This is a genomic window from Planococcus kocurii (genome assembly GCF_001465835.2).
GTDB lineage: Bacteria > Bacillota > Bacilli > Bacillales_A > Planococcaceae > Planococcus > Planococcus kocurii.
On the sequence record NZ_CP013661.2, the window covers coordinates 1,040,993 to 1,064,074 of the forward strand.

General features: G+C 39.8%; 20 protein-coding genes. 4 read left to right on the forward strand and 16 right to left on the reverse strand.

What is annotated here, in order from left to right; translation table 11 throughout:
* Positions 1–3: 3 nt before the first annotated feature.
* The 5 genes from AUO94_RS05180 to AUO94_RS05200 all read right to left on the reverse strand — a co-directional run bounded on the left by AUO94_RS05180 (position 4) and on the right by AUO94_RS05200 (position 4,689).
* Positions 4–1,239: an ABC transporter substrate-binding protein gene (locus AUO94_RS05180; RefSeq protein WP_058386224.1), complete on the reverse strand. Its 1,236-nt coding sequence runs from the start codon at positions 1,237–1,239 to the stop codon at positions 4–6.
* A gap of 374 nt (positions 1,240–1,613) precedes the next feature.
* Entirely contained in the window at positions 1,614–2,438 is an 825-nt protein-coding gene (locus tag AUO94_RS05185; RefSeq protein ID WP_058386225.1) for an energy-coupling factor ABC transporter ATP-binding protein, read from the reverse strand.
* Complete coding sequence (locus AUO94_RS05190; RefSeq protein ID WP_058386226.1) at positions 2,431–3,294, reverse strand: energy-coupling factor ABC transporter ATP-binding protein; 864 nt, start codon at positions 3,292–3,294, stop codon at positions 2,431–2,433. Before AUO94_RS05190 ends, AUO94_RS05185 begins: the two co-directional genes overlap by 8 nt.
* Entirely contained in the window at positions 3,294–4,031 is a 738-nt protein-coding gene (locus tag AUO94_RS05195; protein WP_058386227.1) for an energy-coupling factor transporter transmembrane component T, read from the reverse strand. The genes AUO94_RS05190 and AUO94_RS05195 overlap by 1 nt, the downstream gene beginning before the upstream one ends.
* 52 nt (positions 4,032–4,083) lie before the next feature.
* The gene (locus AUO94_RS05200; protein ID WP_237150178.1) at positions 4,084–4,689 is read right to left on the reverse strand and encodes an ECF transporter S component; all 606 of its coding nucleotides are present in this window, start codon (positions 4,687–4,689) and stop codon (positions 4,084–4,086) included.
* A gap of 390 nt (positions 4,690–5,079) precedes the next feature.
* On the opposite strand from AUO94_RS05200, the gene AUO94_RS05205 reads away from it, so the two are divergent.
* A complete protein-coding gene (locus AUO94_RS05205; protein WP_058386960.1) occupies positions 5,080–6,126 on the forward strand; it encodes an FUSC family protein in 1,047 nt (348 codons plus the stop codon).
* A gap of 78 nt (positions 6,127–6,204) precedes the next feature.
* On the opposite strand, the gene AUO94_RS05210 is transcribed toward AUO94_RS05205, so the two are convergent.
* Positions 6,205–7,047 (reverse strand): aldo/keto reductase, encoded by an 843-nt coding sequence (locus AUO94_RS05210; protein ID WP_058386229.1) that lies wholly within the window; start codon positions 7,045–7,047, stop codon positions 6,205–6,207.
* Positions 7,048–7,219: 172 nt separating this feature from the next.
* Between AUO94_RS05210 and AUO94_RS05215 the strand changes: the two genes are divergently transcribed.
* The 3 genes from AUO94_RS05215 to AUO94_RS05225 all read left to right on the forward strand — a co-directional run bounded on the left by AUO94_RS05215 (position 7,220) and on the right by AUO94_RS05225 (position 11,581).
* On the forward strand, positions 7,220–8,683 hold the full coding sequence (locus AUO94_RS05215) for an amidase family protein (RefSeq protein ID WP_058386230.1): 1,464 nt from the start codon (positions 7,220–7,222) through the stop codon (positions 8,681–8,683).
* Between the two features lie 348 nt (positions 8,684–9,031).
* Entirely contained in the window at positions 9,032–10,906 is a 1,875-nt protein-coding gene (locus tag AUO94_RS05220) for an SEC-C metal-binding domain-containing protein (RefSeq protein ID WP_058386231.1), read from the forward strand.
* Between the two features lie 333 nt (positions 10,907–11,239).
* Entirely contained in the window at positions 11,240–11,581 is a 342-nt protein-coding gene (locus AUO94_RS05225) for a hypothetical protein (RefSeq protein ID WP_058386232.1), read from the forward strand.
* A 124-nt stretch (positions 11,582–11,705) separates the two neighbouring features.
* Here the strand turns inward: AUO94_RS05225 and AUO94_RS05230 are convergent, their stop codons facing one another.
* From AUO94_RS05230 to AUO94_RS05275, 10 genes are all read right to left on the reverse strand, one after another.
* The gene (locus AUO94_RS05230) at positions 11,706–12,161 is read right to left on the reverse strand and encodes a hypothetical protein (RefSeq protein WP_058386233.1); all 456 of its coding nucleotides are present in this window, start codon (positions 12,159–12,161) and stop codon (positions 11,706–11,708) included.
* A 76-nt stretch (positions 12,162–12,237) separates the two neighbouring features.
* Positions 12,238–13,896, reverse strand: coding sequence for an SWIM zinc finger family protein (locus AUO94_RS05235; RefSeq protein WP_058386234.1), 1,659 nt, complete (start codon positions 13,894–13,896; stop codon positions 12,238–12,240).
* A gap of 434 nt (positions 13,897–14,330) precedes the next feature.
* Complete coding sequence (locus AUO94_RS05240) at positions 14,331–15,149, reverse strand: M55 family metallopeptidase (RefSeq protein ID WP_058386235.1); 819 nt, start codon at positions 15,147–15,149, stop codon at positions 14,331–14,333.
* A 158-nt stretch (positions 15,150–15,307) separates the two neighbouring features.
* The gene (locus tag AUO94_RS05245) at positions 15,308–16,303 is read right to left on the reverse strand and encodes a hypothetical protein (RefSeq protein WP_058386236.1); all 996 of its coding nucleotides are present in this window, start codon (positions 16,301–16,303) and stop codon (positions 15,308–15,310) included.
* Positions 16,304–16,315: 12 nt separating this feature from the next.
* Positions 16,316–17,290 carry an ABC transporter ATP-binding protein gene (locus tag AUO94_RS05250; protein ID WP_058386237.1) on the reverse strand — a complete coding sequence of 325 codons (975 nt, stop codon included), beginning with the start codon at positions 17,288–17,290 and terminating at the stop codon, positions 16,316–16,318.
* Complete coding sequence (locus AUO94_RS05255; RefSeq protein WP_058386238.1) at positions 17,256–18,272, reverse strand: ABC transporter ATP-binding protein; 1,017 nt, start codon at positions 18,270–18,272, stop codon at positions 17,256–17,258. The genes AUO94_RS05250 and AUO94_RS05255 overlap by 35 nt, the downstream gene beginning before the upstream one ends.
* Before the next feature lie 24 nt (positions 18,273–18,296).
* Complete coding sequence (locus AUO94_RS05260; protein WP_049694922.1) at positions 18,297–19,160, reverse strand: ABC transporter permease subunit; 864 nt, start codon at positions 19,158–19,160, stop codon at positions 18,297–18,299.
* 54 nt (positions 19,161–19,214) lie between these two features.
* Positions 19,215–20,135 carry a glutathione ABC transporter permease GsiC gene (gsiC, locus tag AUO94_RS05265; protein ID WP_058386239.1) on the reverse strand — a complete coding sequence of 307 codons (921 nt, stop codon included), beginning with the start codon at positions 20,133–20,135 and terminating at the stop codon, positions 19,215–19,217.
* A gap of 61 nt (positions 20,136–20,196) precedes the next feature.
* On the reverse strand, positions 20,197–21,792 hold the full coding sequence (locus tag AUO94_RS05270) for a glutathione ABC transporter substrate-binding protein (RefSeq protein WP_058386240.1): 1,596 nt from the start codon (positions 21,790–21,792) through the stop codon (positions 20,197–20,199).
* A 35-nt stretch (positions 21,793–21,827) separates the two neighbouring features.
* Positions 21,828–22,847 (reverse strand): asparaginase, encoded by a 1,020-nt coding sequence (locus AUO94_RS05275; RefSeq protein ID WP_058386241.1) that lies wholly within the window; start codon positions 22,845–22,847, stop codon positions 21,828–21,830.
* Between the last annotated feature and the right edge of the window lie 235 nt (positions 22,848–23,082).

Genomic DNA, 23,082 nt, shown 5'->3' on the forward strand with positions numbered 1-23,082 from the left:
CGATTATTCCACTACAGTCTTAATGGCTTTTTTCGGTTCGACTCGAGTACTCGGGTTGAACATTTGCTCGAAAGTAAGTTCTAAATTTTCCGATAACTGACTCCAATCCTCTGTTATAAAGGAGGTTGGTGTATATTCTTTACTTTGTTCCAACATACTGTAGAATACTTTTTTAGTTGGATCTTCTTCTAACTTTTCTGATTCTACGACGCTTTTAAGAACTGGCAATTCAAACGAAAGTCTTTCTTTGTTTGCTTGCTCCCCAGTCCAAAATTCCATGAATCGAAATGCTTCTTCTTTGTGCTCCGAGTCTTTAGACATCGCAACTCCAGAAGAACTTACAATACTTGCACTTGGCTTGTCTCCAAACGATGGAATTTCAACAACGCCGTAGTTTATGCCAGCTTCTTCAAAAGCAGATAGGTACCAAGCGCCATTGATGATCATACCAACTTTGCCTGATTTCATTTCTGTATCGCCCCAACTCTCAGAAGTGATAGCCACTTCTTCTTTAAGCATGTTATAAAACATGTCAAACGTCTCGATTGATTCAGGTGAATTCAAGCTGCCGTCTAGGTTTCCTTTGTCATCGACGTAAGACGCACCGTTACCCCACAGATACATTTCAAAATCATATGGATCTGGTTTTCCTGGGAAAGCGAAACCTGTCGTCTTGTCCCCTTTATTTGTTAACTTCTTAGAAGCTTCCTGGAATTCGTCCCATGTCCATCCAGCTTTCGGATACGCTAGACCCGCTTTGTCAAACAAGTCTTTGTTGTAGTAAACAACATGAGTTGTATATCCTACTGGAAGTCCATAGACATCCTCGTTGATTGAGTTGTAGTTCCATAATGCCTCATAGAAATTTTCTTTATACTCTTTGTCACGTTCTTCAATATAAGGATCTAATGGCTCAAGCGCATCTTTGTATTGCGGGTAATTCCACATATACATGACGTCAGGCGCATCTTTAGCCCCGATGCCTGCGGTGATTTTGGTATCATAATCCCCACCATATGCCTCCAAAACCACATTAATATCTGTGTTTTCTGCGTTAAATTGATCGATTAGTTTCTCTTGAAGTTCAACATCTTCCCCTACATCCCATGTCGCAAAACGAAGTGTGACTTTGCCATCCTCGTTTTTTCCATCGCTTGATTCTGACGAACTGCATGCCGATAACAACATGGCAAGCACTAAAGTAAAGACGAGAAATACATACCCCTTTGAAAATTTCATCCTATCCCTCCTAGCTATTTATAAATGTATTATAATCAATAGTTTTACTAAAAGTAAACCCTTTCATCATAATTTTTACTAAAATATAATTATTAATCTGAAAAATCCAATTTTATTAAAAGGCTTTGTATAGTAAAGTTCAAAAGAGACCATGAAAAAAGAGAATGCCTGTGACGCGCATCCTCTTGAGCTTTTCGGTTCCATTGAATTGTAGCTATTCTATTCCGCTATAACTAGCTTTCCTTTATGCACGGTCGTATCTATAGAAATGGCCTCTCCGCTCTCCAGTAAAACATTCGCAGTCTTCTCTTTGTAACGTTCATCAATGTAGACGAGTGAGGGCCGTGACGGACTATCAATTGTCTTCGTACGCATTATACTTTCTCTACAGACTGATGGTGACTTTTTATATACTCAATCAACTCTTTTTTTGATAGAACCGCATGAGGAATATTCAGTAAAGCAGCCATTTGAGCAACTGCCGGAGGTTTCAGCATACTTTCTTTTAAAATTTCTTCTTGATAAAAAATGGCGATTGCTTGATCATCTGCTACAATTCGACGATTCGCCATCACGATGATTCGCTTGAAATGATCGGTTACAAATTCCATATCATGGGTGATGGTTATTACGGTCTTCCCCATGGACTCTAGTGTTTTCAACAGATTCCCCAGTATTTCCAAACCAATTTTATCTTGTCCCGCTGTTGGTTCATCCAGAATAATCACGTCAGAATCCATTGCGATAACAGATGCTATCGTCACAAATTTTCTCATGGAATACGGCAAATTGTACGGATTTTCTTCTGCATACTGTGAAATGCCACAAAGCTCTAATGCCCATTGAGTCATCTCTTCAATACGCTCCGGATCAAATCCCATATTTTTCGGTCCAAATCGCACTTCTTTTATCACTTCGTTATGAAAGATTTGATCGTCTGGATTTTGAAAAACGTAACCTACTTTTCGTGACAGTTGTGCGGTGGTCTTGGAAGTTGTATTCCACTCTCCTACAATAACTTCGCCGGTGGTTGGTTTTAATAAGCCGTTCATCAGTTTTACTGCCGTTGTTTTTCCTGCACCATTTTGTCCCACTATTGCCACTCTCTGCCCTTGCGGAATTTCCAGTGATAAATTTTCCAATGCCAGTGTTCCATCGGGGTATTTGAAACCAATATTGTTCAAAACGAGATTAGTCATCAGTTAATCCCCCTACACTAGTTTTAAAACAAGTCATTATTTCAGCATATTTTATAGGTAAAAACTCTAGCGGAACTCCGGCTTTTTGAAGTTCAAGAGCTACTTCGGTTACATGAGGATACTGGACATTTGCGCTTGCATAAAGAGGATCGCTCAATACTTTCCTCGTCTCGCCTTGCACTAAAATAACGCCTTCGTCTAAAAGAATTAATGTATCCGAATGCTCAGCTACCAAATCCATTTTATGTTCTACAAGGATAATTGTTTTTCCTTTTTCCTTCATTAATCGAATGATTTCAAATACTTGATCCGTCCCGATAGGATCTAACTGGGAAGAAGGCTCATCTATTACTAAAATTTCTGGATCCATTACAATAATAGAAGCTAGTGCTACACGCTGTCGCTGGCCTCCTGAAAGTTCAAATGGATTTTTTTCACGTAAGTCCTGAATATTAACGAGTGTTAAAACTTCTTCTACTCTCGGATAGATTTCTTCTACAGGAACTCCTAAATTTTCTAGACCATATGCCACTTCTTCAAAAACCGTCTCTTTTACACCCGATATTTGTGTAAATGGATTTTGAAAAACATACCCAATCTTTTCACTTAGTTGGCCAAGTTCATAGTCATTCATATCTTTGCCATCCAGTATAACGGTACCGTCCAATTCTCCTTTATGAAAATGTGGAATAAAGCCTCTGATGATGTTGCAAAGTGTCGTTTTACCTGATCCATTATTTCCGACTATGGATACAAAGCTTCCTTTTTTTATATCTACTGTTATATGTTTCAGTACCCATTCATCACCAACGGGATACCTGTAAGAAACGTTTTTCAGTTGGATGATTGATGTCATCAGAAAACCCTCCAAATAATAAGTCCTATCACAATAATGATATAAATCCACGGCAGGACACGATCGATTGGCCGTTTAGTCAACTTGTGAAGACTGGTCTTTTTCCCAGGTGCAGAAAAAGCCCGTGCCTCTAAAGTTATGGCTCTCTCTTCTGTACTTGCTATCGAAGAAAGAATGAGCGGTGTTAATGTCGGAAAGAAAGCTTTTGCTCTAGTTATAATCGAACCTTCTGTTTCGACTCCTCGTGTTTTTTGAGCCTCCATTATGGTGTTTGACTGACGTCGCATCTCTGGAATGATTTGTAATGTCGACAATACAACATACGCTCCTGCAGATGGCATGCCGGCATCTTCCAGTGATTTCACAAAATCTTTTACTTCCACAATGCGGAAAAACAAAATAAAAGCAGAACCAATTGCTAAAATTCGTGAAGTTAACGTCAATCCATAATTCAAACCTTCTCTGGAAATCTCAAAAATCCACCAGGAGGCAAGAACTTCTTCTCCGGGATAAAAGAATAACTGCATCAAAAATACAATGACTAACAAGATAACTAACGTTTTTAAGATAAAAGATAAAAATGACTTGGCCACACCAGCAGCAACTGCGATCAGTACCAACACCGGAAACCAAGCAAAGGCAAACACATAATTAGGAACAATGATGACAGTAGCAGCAATAAATAAAGCAAAATAAAATTTGGTTAACGGATACAAATTCACTAGTGAGTTTTTCATCCTATATTATCTCCCTTAACGTACTTTTCGCTTAGTCAAAGCAACGAAATACTTATTTATTGCGATTGCTCTTTTTCATATACAAATGGCCATACTTCATTTTGGATAAATAGCGATCCGACATACTTTTCACGATAAAGTAAACAAATAAGACCGAGATCACTTTGTCCGCAATTTCCGTAATAATTGTTGAAGTGAAAACTGCACTCCAAATATTCTGACCCATCGCTAAAAATGTCGCCGTAATGGCAGACGATGTATTGCCTGTCGCTCCTCCAAAAAACAAAACCGTAATAGGTGCAGAAGCTATTACCGCGATTGCCGTAATTATAAGACCTGAAATTATGGCTTTATAAATCGTGCGGAACATGCCGTATTTTGAAAGCAAACCTGCACCTAAACCGATTGCCATGGACGTAATAACATACGGGAAGTAGATTGGATTAAAAATCGCAGTAATTGAGTTTGTTATAAAAGCTGCTACAATCGCAACTAACGGACCTGCAATCACACCGACTAAGATCGTGCCGATTGTGTCCAAAAAAATGGGTAACCTTAAAACTTGGGCTACTTGAAACCCAACAAAGTTAATGGCTACCCCGATTGGAATAAGTAAAAGTGCTAGTAAAGTAAAATCTTTTTTATAGTTTCTCTTCATTTTCATTTCCTCCTTTTGTAAGGTGCGTCGCTTTTTGTCTCGCTTTGATGATTATTTACTTTCGTTTTCTCGGCATTCCTTCTTTTTTTATTATTTAGTACAGGATAACTAGTAGTAGTTGAACAACAGTCTCAAACACAAGATCTCATAAGGCGAATACAACCAACTTTCTTACTATTTTCTTTTAAGAAAACGTTTTTATTTCTTTTCTTTAGGCTAATGTAAACGTTGTCAATAGTCAATATGCTTTAAATATTGCGTGATTTCCAGAATAGATACGAAATCTCCCCAAGGACATGTTGCTAATTGAGTTAGAGTCTCTATAGACATGAATGATATACTGGACTACAGGAAAAAATACTACACAAAAGGAAGGGGGGTCAAACGATGATGCGATCCTTTCATTTCAGTGGCGGGCGAATTGTGAAAACCGGCATTGCGATCTTTTTGACAGCGACGATTTGTTTATGGTTTGGCTGGCCGCCTGTCTTCGCGGTCATCACAGCCATTGTGACAATCGAACCGACCGTGAGCGATTCGATTAAAAAAGGACTGGTCCGGTTTCCGGCATCCGCGATTGGTTCTGCCTTCGCTGTCCTCTTTATCTCACTCTTCGGGAATTCCCCGATTACGTATACACTCGCTGCAGTTGCTACGATTTTAGTTTGTTACCGGCTCAATCTGCACGCTGGATTACTCGTTGCCACATTGACCTCTGTTGCGATGGTCGAAGTGATCCATGACGATGTCTTAGTGTCGTTCTTCATTCGACTAGGAACAACAACGATTGGATTGCTAGTGTCTACGACTGTCAACATGCTGGTGTTCCCACCTAACTACCGAAAAGATATTCTGCAAAGCATTCAATCCATCAGTGAACGAGCTGGTAGCATGTTGGAGCAAACATTCCAAACGATCCTTTTTAACAGTGATGCAAATCGCCAAGAAGAAAAGTTAATCGTAAAAGGACTGACCATCGAAGTTCGGAAGACCGAGAAACTCATCCATTTCCAGCGCGACGAATCCAGTTTGTACCCGTGGGTGCGCGAGCGAGAAGCCGAGCTTCAAATGGCGGAAAAGCAATTGCTCTTCTTACATAACTTAGAATTCCATTTAGATGCCTTACTTTATATCCCGTTGCATACGCTGACATGGAGCACCGCTGAGCGAGAGATTATTATGCACGCCGTCACGGAACTCGCAAACGATTTGAAACACTCAGTCGACTACGATCACGAAAAGCACCAATGCCAATTAAAAAACATGACCGATTTGTTTTGGGACAATAGTAAAAACATCACCGCAAGCGATGCTCTGCGCCCAACGGAATTCCCACCCGAATTCACCATTCTTTATGAGCTCATCACGATTTACGATTTAGTGGATAAGTTTTTTGATCCGGAGAGTATGAAGATAGAAAAAAATGCGGAGAAATAATAACATAAAAACGGCCGTGTTAGAAACTGAGTAGTTTCTAACACGGCCGTTTTTTAGCATGTAGATTAACACCTATTCTTAAAATTCTTCATGCGTAGCCGGGTCCATATCAAACAATCTGCCGTCTGGGCGGGACAGCTCTGAAATTGACGTCATTTCCTCTTCACTTAATTCAAAATCGAAAATAGCTAAGTTTTCCCGTTGCCGCTCAGGTGAAGTAGAACGTGGAATTGAGACTGAACCGATTTGGTATTGCCAGCGTAACACGACTTGGGCAATGGTTTTGTTGTGCGTTTCGGCAATTTCCTCAATAGTATCATTCGTCAAAATATCTTTCGCTTTAGCAATTGGGCTCCACGACTGTGTTTGGATTCCGTGGTCCGCGTGCACTTTTCGCTGATGTGCTTGGTTAAAGAACGGATGCAATTCCACTTGGTTCAAGCTCGGCGTCACTCCCGTTTCTTGAATAATGCGCTCTAAATGATCTGGCAAGAAATTGCTGACACCAATCGACCGGACGAGCCCCCATTTTTGCGCATCGATCAATGCCTGCCACGCTTCTACGTAAGTGTCTTGATTTGGCATTGGCCAGTGGATCAAGTACAGGTCGAAATAATCCAATTGCAAACGATACAACGATTCTTGAATGGCTACTAAAGCTTTTTCATACGTGTGATAACGTCCCGGCAATTTGGACGTTACCCACAGTTCTTCACGCGGAATGCCGCTGCGTCGTATGCCTTCCCCGACCGCTCCTTCGTTTTCGTAGTTATATGCCGTATCAATCAACCGGTAACCGGCGTTGATCCCACTGCTGACTGCGTTCGCTCCCGCGTTGCCCCACAGTCCGTATGTACCGAGTCCTATAACGGGTAAAGTTGTTCCGTCGTTTAACGTCACTTCTGGAATTGCTTTTTCCATCTACTCCCACTCCTCTCAATTCTATTTTCAGATTACTCTTCCATCTCTCCAAACTCAAACGATTTGGTTTTCGAAACTATTATTCAAGTCCAGCGATACACTATACTTTATGTAAAATTAAGAATTAATGTACAATTAACAACAGCACATCATTTTAGTGAGGAGCCTACATATGAAAACAAATACATTCCAGTTGAACGAAACGACAATCCAAGACATTCAACAAGCTTTCCGTGACCATAAACTTACCTCCGTGGAACTAGTCGAAGCTTATCTTGAGCGGATCAGAGCTTTCGACCAGAATGGCCCGAAAATCAATTCCGTTTTGACCATCAATCCGGACGCACTGAAAATCGCAGCACAACTAGATGAGAATCGCGGACAAGATAACCAAGGTCCCCTATACGGCATCCCTGTGTTGCTCAAAGACAATATTGAAACCGCTGACCTGATGCCGACAACAGCCGGCGCGATTGCACTCGAACACAATTTCGCTAAAGAAGATGCCTTTGTCACCAAGCAATTACGAAATGCAGGTGCCATCATTCTCGGCAAAGTAAACTTGAGCGAATGGGCGTATTTTATGTCGCAAGAAGGACCGAGTGGCTATAGTTCACTCGGCGGACAAGTGCTAAACCCATACGGCGTCGGTGTCTTTAAAGCAGAAGACGTTGGCGGTTCGAGTTCAGGGACAGGCGCCGCGATTGCGTCGAATTTCGCTGTCGTCGGTGTTGGTACGGAAACATCCGGCTCAATTTTGAGTCCATCGAGTGCCAATTCGATTGTCGGCATCAAACCAACCCTAGGCCTCGTCAGTCGTTCGCGCATCATCCCGATTGCTGAAAGCCAGGATACTGCCGGACCGATGGCGCGTACTGTGACAGATGCGGCAATTTTGCTTGGCGCGATGACTGGTGTCGACGAACAAGACGCGGCAACACAAAAAAGCACAGACCATGCACTCACTGATTACACACCGTACTTGAAAAAAGACGGCTTGAACGGCGCCCGTATTGGCGTCGACCTGAGTTTTTTGAACGACAAAGCACCAGAAGAGCGTGCCATTATGGATGAGGCCATCGAGCAAATCAAAGCACTCGGTGCAACAGTTATTGAAGTAACGATTCCAAAGTCATCAGTTGAGTCAGACGTCTTGTGGTATGAATTCAAGCGAAACGTCAACGACTATTTGCGCACCACACCTACTGAAGTGTCGGTCAAATCACTCGCAGACGTTATCGAGTTCAACAAACAAGAACCCGAGCGTCGCATGAGATTCGGCCAAGCCGAGCTGGAAAAATCGCAGGCTTTGAGCGACGATCTGAACAATCCGACATACCTAGAACACCGCAAAACTGATTTACGTACTTCTACTTTAGAAGGATTGGATTTCGTCACTCGAGAACACCAACTGGACGCATTATTATTCCAAAACAACCGCGGTGCCGATATGCCCGCAAAAGCAGGCTACCCATCCATCACCGTTCCGGCCGGCTATACGAGCAGCGGGCATCCCGTTGGTGTCACGTTTAGCGCACAAGCGTTTAGCGAAGCACGTTTGATCGAGCTCGCCTTTTCTTATGAACAGGCAAGCTTGAAACGCCAAGCACCGGATTTGGAATCTTATAGAGTTTAATTGAGACATTTAAAACACCCTTTATTGGATCGTCGGCATCGAGATGCCCGTCGCTCAGTAAGGGTGTTTTTCATTACAGTTTCTGATAATTTTGCGGGATTGGTGGCTAGACCTCCTTTTTTTGTGTGGATACTGCCTCGTAATTTGTAAGATAGAAAAAACAAAAAGCTACTGCTGCGCTGTTCGTTTAATAAGCGCCGCAATGAGTGAGTTATAAACTGGGGAATTGTCAAAATCAGTTAGAAATTTCCCTTTTCAAGGACACGCTTCTTTTTCTCAACTCACTCTTGAACTTGGATCCCAGTCTCTGTACGATGAAGAAAACAACTAAAGAAAAGAGATGATCTTGTGGTTGGACGAAACGATCCTTGCCCATGCGGCAGTGGCAAGAAATACAAAAAATGTTGCGGTAAAGAGCAAGTGGTGGATATACAGGAAATAATTAATTTAGAACTGGAAAGCATTATGGAAGGTTTTTCTGAAGAAGGACTAGAGCCGGCAAATTATTTCGAAGCGGAACAACTCACTCGTCACTGGCATAAAGCTTTGTCTGGAGTGTTTGACAAGGATATGATTGAAGCGGTCGCGTATGAAGCTTATGTGTTTTATGACCGAGTGGACATTTGGAGAAAATACATCACTCGTCAAAAAAAGCATCAGAAACGCCAACGTATCTTAGATATCCTCACTTCTTGGGAAGACCCGTTTTATTTGCTTGCAAAAATACAGGCAGTGGAAGATGGTAATTTCATCATTCGTGATGAACTTACGAATGACATTTATCATTTCCCGTTATCAACGCAAGCTCGACCAGGCGAGTGGCTATTTGGGCTCGTTATGCGCAACCCTTTGGAAAATGAAAAAGAATTACAGCCAACTTCCGGTATCCTTTTTATCCCACACTTTCAGACAGTTGTAGTAGAAAGCATTAAATCTAAGCTAGAAGACGGTGTCCATGATTCATTAGAGCTATATAAAGTTTTTGCTGAACACGCTCAATTGCCGGAACTTCCCGCATTTGGCACAGATGTATTAGATCTGGTCGAACGCTTCTTGACAAGACATCAGTTACAAAGTGAACTTCCGAAGACTATGGCTTACGCTTTCCTTACCGAAGTTCCGCTCAACGCTCGTAAACCAGAAGGTGTTGCTGCTGGCATTTTACAAACCATTAACACCTTTGGCTTTTTCGGAAATCTCTACGTCTCGCAAAAAAACCTTGCCGAGTATTTCGACACTTCCGTTGCTTCCTTAACAAAGTACCGGGATCTCATGGAAAATTACTTGATGGATCGCATGAAAGATATGCCGGAACATATGCAAAATCCGGATGTTGCTATGGATGTTGATCCAGACATGTTCATGCCACAAATGCTAACGACAATGGGAACCGACCCGCGAATCACCGAAAGTGGCATGTGGCAGATGGTTATGCGGGTACAACATTCAGATGCCGAATCTGAAATTGACCTGAACCAAATCGTTCAACAATCGATGAACTCGCCTTACTTACCCGCAGATGATAGGGAAGCTGCACAACTTTTGAGCTATCAAGCTTATGACGCTGTCACTGAAAAAGAACGCCAAAAACTAGCAAAGCAGGCGTTTAAACTGGATGCTGAAAATACAGATGCCAATTTGCTGATGGCTGAAATCACGTCAGATCCTGCGGAGAAACAAAAACATTACCTGAAGGCTATCCAATCCGGGCAGCAAAAGTCAGAACTTGAAAAAGATGCTGACATCACTTGGGATTACGTGTTGCACCGACCATTCTTGCGTGCTTTATTTGCCTATGGCGCTTGGTTAATGAGTCAGAAAAAATATGCTGAATCGATCCAGCCATTTGAAACGTTATTAGAACTGAATCCGAATGATCAGCAAGGTGCACGGTGGTTGCTCGCAAGCACTTATATTCGTGCCGGAAAGTGGAGCAAAGCAGAAGACTTTATGGCCGAATTCCCGCCAGAAGAATACGAAGCGATCGATTTTTACTTTGATTCCATCATGGATATGCATGATGGTACGCTCGAAGGCAGCGAATTAGAAGAGCTTTCTATAGAAGCGGTCATCTGGAACGTGGATCTCCTTGATCTTATCGAAGAGGACAAAAATCCAGGTGAATTTCCTCGTTCGCTATCTCTTGAAAGTGGCAACGAAGACGAAGCAAAACTCATCTACTGGCTGATCTATGGCATGCCAGGAATTAAGAAGTTTATTTGATGCAACTACCTTCCGAATAAAATCAACGCAAAAGCCCATCACGAGTGAGTAGACGCTCTTGTGACGGGCTTTGATTTCACTTTTTGGGAAGCGGTATAATCCTTAAGCTTCCTTCGCTTGTCGGGCTTTCACATATCTTTTTCAGTGAAGAGATGGATTAAAAGTATCCGTATCTACTGTTTTCGAAACAGTTATTTCACTTAGCAATTTTGTTTTCTTCAGGACTGACTGTGTGAAAATCGGGTATACGCTTATTACAGCCCATTTTGCTACGATATGCTCAGCTACAAGATGGATTTGCACCTTAAACATACTATACGAGGAGATGATTTTTTGGAATATCAACTGACGCTACGCTTGGTCAATGACAAAAAAGGTTATTCTTGGCTGTTTGAAAGCCCCGAAGACACGATGCCGTTATTTGATGATGTGGTGGAAACATTTCAGCATTACGAAGTGGATGACATGGACAGCTTTATTCGTGAGAAGAAGAAAGAACTTGAAGAAACAGGCTCTAGCCACACGGCTCAGATTGATGTAACAAAAGTGGAGCCACGGGCAATTATCCGTTCAGCTTCGTATAAAGAATTGTGGTATGACGGCAAGTATTTTGACGACATCCTAGAGATTTTGACCGATAAATTGGGACCACCAGAAAACGAACAGTTTGACTAAACAGCAGACAAAAAAGCAAGCGGCCCTTTAGGTGCTTGCTTTTTGATGATTTCGCTTCCTAGAGAGCGAAACAATTCAAATCGTTTAGAACTGCTTTTTTCCGAGGAATTGACTTTCAATTGTCTTATTCATGAGCATCCGTAATCTCTCGCATTAACCCCACCCAATCTTCTCGTTTAAAATTATAATAAGCTAACTCAATTTTTCTGAGAACGAGGTGAAGACTGTCAAATTGTTCATCAGAACGGAATCGCCACCAGCTTTTTATAGTAGGCGCCTTTGTACCCGGTGGATAATACATTAACGTTCCTTCTGGGTTAATAATGGCTTCCAACTTATCCACATCCAAATACCCGTGCGGAAAATCAATATAAAGACCAAGGGAAGCTTTATGCGGTTTAATCGTTCCCATTTTATGCGTAGATTCCGCATTTGGGTTTTCAAGAGAGTCACTCCAAGAGACCGGTTTGTCACCTGTGATTACAAGCTGCTCATCTACGCTCGTTTCAACTTTACAATGAGGAAGTTCCTCAAACACTTCGCGTATTTCTTTCAATTTTTGTTTTACTATTCCGTCCATTTTGTCACTCCTTTGAATTACTTGCTGATCCTATCATTGCATATTATCGTTTCGTTTCACAGAGCGCGCTTTTTACTTACTTCCCCTCAACCTTCCCCAACTCATCCAAAAATGCTTTTCGTTTCGGATACATAAACTTCAGCTCTTCGATCAACCTCTTCGCTGCATCAGCACCCAACGCTTGTTGGAAACCGTTGATTTTTTGACATGCACTCCAGTATGCCTTGCGATTAGAAGCAGGTTCAACTAAGCGGTAGATATAGCTTGTATAGATTTCGTTCACTTCATGTGGGTAATCAGCTACTAAATGCGGATGCAAGCGTTCGATCGCAGCGACATCTTTCTCGCAATAGTCCAGCAGCTCAGCAAATCTTTTTTCATCAATCAAAATACCCAGATAAAGCGGACGGCACCGCGGACGCATTTTCATCTCCGCAAGCATCGCTTCCATCTTTTTCGGCCAGTCTTCCACAACTACTAAACTTCTCAACTTGTTATAATATTCTTGCTCTCCATCTAATGCGAATTGGTAGCTGAGGTCAACCATCCCCGCTTTGTTGCCCATGCCTTCATAAGCTCGAAAGCGCAATTTTTTCCAGTCCTGTATCAATCCTGCAGACTTCACATCCAATTGTTCCGACTCGGCACACAACCGGATGACTTTTTCGAATTCACCCGCATCCAGCGCCTGTAGAATCTGTGCTTTACGAATTCCCGAATAGCGATGATGCTTCATACAGAAAGATTCGATCGCTTGCTGATCGCCAGCCTGCTGCAAAATCACGAGCTGGCACATGCGGAACTGCTCTTCAGTATACGAATACGACTGATTTTGCATTTCCCTACTGCCAATCACTTTTTCAATAAAATCATAGAATTTGTCCGCGAAATCGCCCTTTTCATTCCATAGCAGCACTGACTGTAGTAAATCACCCGCAACGTCTATAATGTCTTGTTTCAAATGGAATAAGATGTGTGGATATAGTAGTTCGAGCATGTGATCAACAGTCGACTCATCCAGTTGTTCTGGCCACTCTGCTAGTGTCTTATCAATTTTAGCTAGACTCTCATTAATTGTCGAACTGATATCTGCTCCTGAGTCATCCGCCATTTGCATCATTTCACTGCATTCCTCGATGACGATCAAACTGAGGCAGATCATTTTCTCAGCATCTTGCTCTATCTGCAAGCTATCTACATATTCTTGAACTTCTTCTGCCCCTTCAATTGCCTGATTTGCCCGGTCCCATTCGATAAATCCTCTACGACTCGCGCGGTTAGCTGAATTCTGAATAATACGACGTGCCGTTTGTTCGTCCAACCCGCTCGCATTCGAAAATTTCTCTGTTAAGTAAAGATCTACTGCTGGCTGCTTTTTCAACAACTCTTCAAAAATTTCAAGTAGCTCTGCTTTTTTCAACGCCTTTAATTGCGCCCGCACATCCACGCTTGCCGAACTCTTTTCTTTTTTAGCTTCACAGATTGCGAGACACACGGCCACTTCATGCTTGCACAGCGAATCCGATTCAAACGGACAGTTACAAGAAGTCGACACGATCGTTTCCTCTCCCGTCAACTTGACGGTTATATCATAATCCCAAGTGCCCTCCACAACCGCATGCCAACGATTCGGCGCGTTTTCCGTCAGCTCTTCAACAAAATCTCGCTCAAAATAATCCAAGCCGCGCTTGTAAATCACTGCCGGCACATAGGTCTTCAAATTACGTAAGTTCATGAGAATCCCCCCTGAGTTGATTATAACCTTTGTGGAACTAAGGTTGCAGGTAGTTCTTTTATAAAGAGCGGGATAGTTGACGATGTATAACCAGGCGTATTAGAGATGAGTAAAATAAAAAAGCCATACCCGCAATGCAGGTATAGCGGGTGTGGCAATGTAAGGATATAAATTGTCGTGTACCGTTGGAATCGTTTAGAAATTTTTTCCAGAGACATGATGTCCTTTTCTCAGGAACAATAGAATTTCAAAACAATTGAAGCATGTAAATAAATTAAAAATCTACATCCGCAATTTTGATTATGTAAGTATAGAAACATATGAAATATACCTTAATAAGTAGTAGCACACATTTTTAAAATTACTCCTTCTACTCGGCAAGGTATTTCTGTATCATATACAGTTTTGCATTTTTTCTCTAGGGCACAAAATAATTAGGAGATAGAACCAGCAATCATAATCGAACTTCGAATTAATTGATAGCACTCCAATATATCTTTACAAACAAATGATATTCCTAATGGCCCATTTTTTTTTACGTAAGGGAGTATTTCAACTGCGTCTGCTTGTCCGGTGTTTAAAAAAGTCATTTTTACTGTGTAAGGCGAATCAATACGATAAGGACTAATTTCCTTACAAGCTAATAATGCTGTTTTCGTATCTTCCTTTATGAGCTCTCTTACCAAAACAGGATGTGTGTTTAATGCAGTAGTTCTATTAATTGTCTGTTTTACAATTGTTTGATGAATAGAAGGGATTAACGCTTTTGCTTCCTTTGCAACTAAATCACATCCTGATACAAAAACAACAGGTACATTAAAGTATCCAGCAACTAAAGCATTTAATCCGAATTCTCCAAGCTCTATACCATTTACTTCAATTGATCTAATAACTCTTCCATTAAATGTATGGTTTAAGACTCCTTGGGACCCCATTTTTGTATGGTAGCCAACAAATAATGCTGCATCAAAATTATGATTAATACCCTCCATCATTGCAAGTTTTTTAGGTGCCCCTAAAATCAATTCTGCTTTTTCATGTAATTGCTCATGGTAAATATTACGCATTGTCCCATGCGAGTCATTTACAATAACCTTGTCTGCACCAGCTTCTAAAGCTCCAAGCACACAAGCATTTACTTCTTTTGTCATTAACATTCGCGCATAATCATGCTCTCTTCCTTCTCGCATCGTATGTTCCCCGTGAACAACACCCGAAACACCCTCAATATCTGCAGAAATAAAAACCTTCAATATTTAGCCTCCCAATAAAAGCACTTTAAACTTGATGATGTTTTTTTAAAAAGCTTCTTAATAACAGGTATGTCAGATTCAAGTTTCTGCCATCCATCTTATTAAAAGAAGCCTTCTCGATTAAAATTATATGTTGAAACTTTGCACTGGTTAGTTACTTAGTTATGAGTTGACTGATGAAAATCCAAAAAGACTTCTCCTTTATCCGATAACTTTGTACCACCTCTACCTTTTTGTACATTAACTAAACCTAGTTCATGCAGAATTTCTAAGCGTAGCCTAAGTTGCTGATCAGTTAAATTAATTCCCATATCTAGCAATCTCGACTTAACTTTTGTTCGTCCAAAAGACTTAAGTTCTTTTTTTCCAGATTGATAAATCCTTAAAATCGCTAAGCTTTCATCTAAGAATCCATGTACTTCTATTTTCTCTATCATTGAACTCATTTCTTTTAAACCCTGATGTTTTTTTTGAGTTTCTATATTTTTATGCACTTTATCTTCATAGTCATAAGAATGACCATCATTACTATCCATACTATTAATCAAATACTGTTCATTATTATATTTCTCAGACACAACTAATTGTGACTTAAAAAAGCGATTCATCAATGACGCCTGACTAATATTCATATCTAGACAACTTGAAATTTCCAAAACCGTATTGAAGTCAACAATCCTAGGACCGATATCAATCACATTCGTAAAACCTTTGGGAACTAGTTCTATTTCCCCTGGTGTAACTATCCAATCTGTAGTCGGTTCTATTGAACTAATAGAATCATAGGCACTATATTCATGTTCAAAGAATATATTTCTTAAAGAGTTTACTGTTTCCACAGCATGTTCCGATGTATCATTAATAATTAAGATTTGCTGTTTTTTCGGCAAGCTTAGCAATTTTTTTGTTGCCACAATATTTACTTCTCTTTTAGCAAGTATGACGGGACAAGTCTCGGGAATAAATGGACGTGTAATACCAATTAATACTTCTTTTGAAAGAACGACAATATCATTTTTTAACACTAAATCTTTTGTCATATCTTGCACAGTCGTTGAAGACAGGGTAATACTATCACCAAATATCTCCAACAACTGATTAGATATCGTATTTAAATAAGCTTTTTGACGTGCAATAATATGAAGTTTTCTCATCTGACTACCCTTCTATTCTAGTTCTTCTGCAAAATGACACGCAACAAAATGATTATCTCCATAGTCTCTGTATTCAGGGGTCGTTTCTACACACACCTCTTTTGCAAATGGACATCTCGTATGAAATGTACATCCTGATGGTGGGTTTGCAGCACTTGGTATATCACCCGTGAGAACAATTCGATTTTTTTTTGCTGAAGGATCAGGAATTGGAACCGCGCTCAGCAATGCTTTTGTATAAGGATGAAGTGGATGGTTAAACAATTGATCTCGCTCGGCTAATTCTACTATTCTACCCAAATACATAACCGCTACACGGTCAGAAATATGTTCAACCACACTTAAATCGTGCGCGATAAATAGATACGTCAAATTATACTGTTCTTGTAAATCTTTCAATAAATTAAGAATTTGTGATTGAATCGAAACATCTAATGCTGATACAGGTTCATCTGCAATGATGAGCTTTGGATTTACAGCTAATGCGCGTGCAATTCCAATCCTTTGTCGTTGGCCCCCACTGAATTCATGAGGATATCGATTTGCATGATACTTATTCAAACCAACAACTTCTAATAACTCAATTACTCGTTCCTGCCTTTTTGACTTTTCTAGGTTATGCACGATTAAAGGTTCTTCAATAATTTCTTTTACCGTCAAACGCGGGTTAAGTGAAGCGTAAGGATCTTGAAATATCATTTGAAATTCTTTTCGGTATGGTCTAATTTTATCAGCTGAGAAATCAGTAATATCTTCTCCCTCAAAGATAATTCTTCCTTCTGTCGGATCTAACAACTTCATCAACACTCTACCCGTAGTTGATTTTCCACAACCACTTTCTCCTACAATACTTAATGTTTCACCTGCTTTGATAGCAAAAGAAACTCCATCTACTGCTTTAACAAAATTCTCTTTCCGACTAAACATTCCTTTTTTAAAAGGAAAATGCATTTTAATATTTTGGGCTTCCAACAAATACTGATTCATCTTCAGGCACCTCCTCGTGCAACCAACATCTACTCGAATGATTTGGTGAAACTTCTTTTAGGAGCGGTTCTTCTTCCCAACAAATATCCATTGCCAAAGGACATCTCGGTGCGAATTTACATCCCTCAGGCATTCTTGATGGAATTGGGACGTTCCCTGCAATTGATGGTAAACGATCTACTCTCTCCCCCATTTTTGGTATCGAAGCAAGTAACCCTTTTGTATAAGGATGTTTGGGATTTGAAAATATAGAATGTACGTCACTTTCTTCTACCGCTCGACCACCATACATCACAACTACACGATCACACATTTCTGCAACTACACCTAGATCATGGGTAATTAATAAAATTGCGGTTTCTGATACTTCCGTTAAACTTCTCATTAAATCTAGTATCTGTGCTTGTATCGTAACATCTAAAGCCGTTGTAGGTTCATCAGCAATTAGTATCTTAGGAATACAAGCCATCGCCATCGCTATCATAACGCGTTGTCGCATTCCTCCAGAAAGCTGATGTGGATAATCATGAATAATTTCAGCAGGTCTTGAAATCCCAACTGCAGTTAAGATTTCAATCGCACGACCTCTGGCCTGTTTTTTTGATAGCTTCGTGTGAAGAATGACTGCTTCTTCAATTTGTCTCCCGATTCTAAACACTGGATTTAACGAAGTCATAGGCTCTTGAAAAATCATAGCAATGTCGTTTCCACGTATTTTTCTCATTTCACTTTCACTAATTCCAACTAAATTTTTTCCCTCAAATAAAATTTCTCCACCGACAATTTTACCCGGAGTATCTTTTAGCAGTCCCATTATAGATAGAGAAGTAACACTTTTCCCACTTCCAGATTCTCCAACTATCCCCAATGTTTCACCTTTCGAAATTTTGAAAGAAACATCATCAACTGCTTTCACTGTACCAGAATCGCTGATGAAATGAGTTTTCAAGTTTTTAACTTCTAGCAATAGATTATTATCCATTTGAGAACCTCCTTTCTCTACATTCTATTCTTTAATCTTTGGATCGAGTGCATCACGCAATCCATCACCCAATAAGTTAAAAGCAAGTGCAGTAATAAATATCGCTAGTCCTGGGAAAAGTGTAACGTGTGGTGCAATGTTCAAATAATCTCGACCTCCACTTAACATCGCACCCCATTCAGGAGTTGGTGGTTGTGCACCTAATCCTAGGAAACTTAAGGCGGCAGCTGTCAAAATAGCTGATCCAATTCGCATCGTAAAATAAACAATAATACTTGAAACTGTTCCTGGAAAAATATGTTTCCAAATAATTCTAAGGGGTCTTGCACCTATTGACGTTGTCGCTTCAACATATAACGTCGATTTCACTGCTAAAGTTGAACTTCTGACAATCCGAGCAAAAACTGGAACACCGAATATGGCTACGGCAATTACTACATTACTAAGACCTGGACCCAAAATTGCAATGATCCCAATTGCTAATAGAATTCCTGGAAAAGCAAGTAAGATATCACAGATTCTCATAATAATTCGATCAACCCATTTTCCGTAGTATCCTGCAATCAAGCCAAGTAATGTCCCACCAACTGCACCAAGTAGGACAGAGCTTAATCCAACAATCAAGGAAATTTGTGTACCTGCTATTACTCGACTAAAAATATCACGACCAAATGCGTCTGTACCTGCCCAATGCTCTGCTGAAGGCCCTGATAACACATTCACATAATCGGGTTCAGTAATATCATAGGGCACTATAGAAGGACCAATGATCGAAAGTACAATTAAAAAAATAACAAAAAAGAATGATATAAACGCGAGCTTTTGTTTTTTGAACTTTCTCCAAAACTCTGAGAAAGGTGTTCGAGCTTCAATATTTTCTAAAGACATTTGTATATATTCTTCTTGTTTAGATAGTTTCACTTCTGTCACAGAGATCCCTCCTTACTCATATCTAATTTGTGGATTTAATATTCCGTAAAGTAAGTCTACAATCAAGTTAATAATGATGAATTCTAATGCAAAGATAAGCATTTCAGCTTGAATGACTGGATAATCTCTAAATGCAACAGAGTCTATCAATAATTTTCCGAGACCAGGCCAGCTGAATACCGTTTCAATAACTACAGATCCACCTAGTAAAAAACCAAATTGTAATCCTGTCATTGTTACAACTGGAATCATTGCATTCCTTAAACTATGTTCCCAAATAACATGTCTTTCTTTTAAACCTTTTGATCTAGCAGTTCGAACATAATCCTCCTTCAGAACATCCATTAATGCTGACCTTGTGAAACGAGCAATTACTGCTGCAACTCCAGTTCCTAGAGTAAAGGCAGGTAAGACATAGCTTTTCCACGACTCGAGTCCTCCAGTAGGAAACCACCCAAGTGTTACTGCGAAAAGCTGAATAAGCATGAGTCCCAACCAAAATGCTGGCAGTGACAGACCTGAAACAGCTCCGAACATCCCTAAATAATCGGGCCATTTATTTCTTTTAGTAGCTGATATTACTCCAATTATAAGTCCAGCAATTGTTGCCCACACCATACTCCAAAGTGTTAACCAAAAAGTTGGCATAAATCGCGCACCAATTTCTTCTGCGACAGGACGATTTGTTTTTAAAGATGTACCTAAATCACCTTGTAAAAGATTTCCCATATATGTAATATACTGCTCAACTAGAGGCTTATCCAAACCTAATTCTTTACTAACCAATTCTACATCTTCTATTGTTGCATCCGGACCTGCAACAAGACGTGCAGGATCTCCTGGAATCATATGTACGAATAGAAAGATAAGGATGGAGACAACTATTAAAATCGGAATTATCTCCACTAGTCTTTTAATAAGAAAACGAAACAAAATCATCCCTCCTATTTGTTAAAAATAAAAGCGCTATATAATATAGCGCTTCATTCACATGTTATTGCTTGATTTCAAGATTCCTAACATCCAGTGAACCATCAGGTAATAAATAGATGCCTGTTAAATAATTTTTCTTACCAGAAATTGTGTTTTCTGCTGATAAACTGATCCATGGAAGATCATTCCATAATACACTTTGAACTTTTTCGTATGCTTCTGCGCGCTTGTCTGAATCTGCTGTTTCTAATGCATCTGCGATCAATCCATTTACTTCTGGATTATCATAGTAAGAAACGTTATAAGATTTCGGTGGGAAGTTTTCTGCTCCTCCTAGAAGTGGGCGAATTCCCCAATCTGCATCTCCAGTGGATGGAGACCAACCACCATAATACATTTCAATTTCCGCTTCTTTTGGATCTTGTACAGACCAAATTTTATCAGAAAGCGTTCCTGCTTCCATTGGTACAACTTCAACTTCAACATTTATCTGCGCAAATTGTTGTTGTAAAAATTGCATTGCCTTCATGGCACTAGAGTTATTTGCACCCCATATTTTAGCTTTAAAACCATCTTCAAGTCCTGCTTCTTTTAGTAAACTCTTAGCTTTTTCAATATCGGGTTTTGTAGTTTCTTGTTTAGAATAATATTGAACAGCAGGGGCAATAATAGAATCTAATACACTTGCATGTCCATTTGTCACAACTTCGATAAATGCTTCTTTATCAACAGCTAAATCTAAAGCTTGTCGTACTTTAAGATCGTCGTACGGTTCTTTTAATGTATTCATTGTCATATAACGGACAACGATAGAAGGCTTACTATCTACTTCAATTCCATTTTTTCCGTCTATGCTATCAGCCTGCTCTGTTGGCACTGGGTAAATAAAGTCCGCTTCACCTGTTTGCAACATAGCAATTCTTGATCCGTTCTCTGTAACTGGTTTAAACGTAATCGCATCAACTTTTGGTTGATCTTCTATTCGATAATCTTCATTTTTAGTAACTTCCAAACCTTCCCCTGGTTTCCATTCAACAAACTTAAATTGACCTGTTCCTACCGGATTTGTAGCAACATCTTTACCAAACTCTTCCAAAGCTTTAGGGCTATGAATCAATCCAGCTGGATGTGCAAATGTATTGATCATGGCACCAAATGGCTCTGATAATGTGAATTTCACTTCATACTCACTAACAACTTCAGTTTTTTCAATTAAACTATAAAGGCTATGTCTTTTCAGACCACTATCAGGATCTGCTAAACGATCAAAGTTTACTTTTACTGCTTCTGCATTAAAAGGTGTTCCATCATGAAAATTAATGCCTTCATTTAAAATGAACGTAAATTCAGTTGCTTCATCGTTTGCGGAATATTCTTTTGCTAACATTGGAACGACGTTCATCTCTTCATCAAACCCAAGAAGTCCTTCGAAAATTGTTCTTTGAACAGAACCAGACAATGTATCATTCGTATCATGCGGATCCATACTTGTGAGTGTACTAGCCACTGCTACTACAATATCCTTCCCTTCTTTTGTTGCTTGCTCTTGTTCTTTTCCTTCACCATCAGCGCCTTCTTTTGAATCACTTGAACAAGCTGCCAAAGCAAATATAAGTAGTAGAACTAGCGACAAAAGTAAACCGTAACTTTTTTTCATCTTTTTTCCCCCTAATTTTTTTATGATAAAATGCGTTATGCATTTTTCAGCGTGAACACTGGCTGTAAATGTCCGATAATTTCTTCTCTAGCGTTTTTTAAATTAGGATAGTGATACTCGTTTAAAAGTTCATTTTGCTCTTCAGAAATCAGATTTAGTTGATGCAGAACTTCAACCGCGACAGTGGAAGTTGCACGTCCCGCCCCATCCTCAATCTTAAGTGCTATTCCCAATCCACTTTTAAGATCTCCAATACAATAAACACCTTCTGCTCCAGCTTTTCCAAACATTTGCCCATCTTCAACCTTCATGAAGTCTGAACAAAACCGATTGGTCCCACCAACCATTTCTGGCGCTTTCATCATTGCAGAAGTAACTCGTTCAATCGCTGTTTTTCGTTTAGCTGGAAATGAGGTTGGATTGGCCATTTTTGCAAAACCAAGCGCTAGATTTTTAAGCGGAATTCCATGAACCGGAACGCCACACCCGTCAATACCAATTTCTATATTTTCAACTGGAGTTTCTGTAACGTCACTAATGACTTCGAGTATTCTCTGCTGAACTGGATGATCCGTTTTGTAATAATCTTTCACACTTTCTCCCATATGTATAGAAGTTGCCAGCATCCCGCTATGTTTACCTGAACAATTATTATATTCAGCTGTAATCTCTGTACCCGATTGCATCAATTTTTCATACGTTTCTTGCCAGCGTGGCGGATGCGTACCACATTTTAAACTATCTGTAGTTAAACTTAGTTTACTTAAAATCTTTTTTACTCGGTCTGTATGCTGATTTTCTCCGTTATGGGATGCACATGCCAACGATAAGTCCGCTGGTTCTAACTGAAAATGATCTGCAGCGCCTGTTTCTACTATGGGAATTGCCTGCAAAGGTTTCATTGAAGACCTTGCAAATACTACTTTTTCTGGATTCCCATTAGAATAAAGAAGTTCGCCAGCACTATTTACTACCGCAATATGTCCCCAATGTTCACTTTCTACCATCTTGCCTCTAATAACATCTACGAGATGTTCTGCGTCCACTGTTAGCATCCCCTTTGTTTGTATTTTCTAATAATATATATCACATTCCAACTCATTACAACACTTAATTTAAAATATTTCGTAAATTTAGTTTATTGAAATCAATAACGTTCTACTTTCATAAATAAAACGGCAATAAAGAGCTTATAAATCTTTATGAATCTCTGTTAACAACACATAAGAACACAAAATAACACATTTAATCTATATTATTTTTCAATACTTACACTAAATATCTCTAACT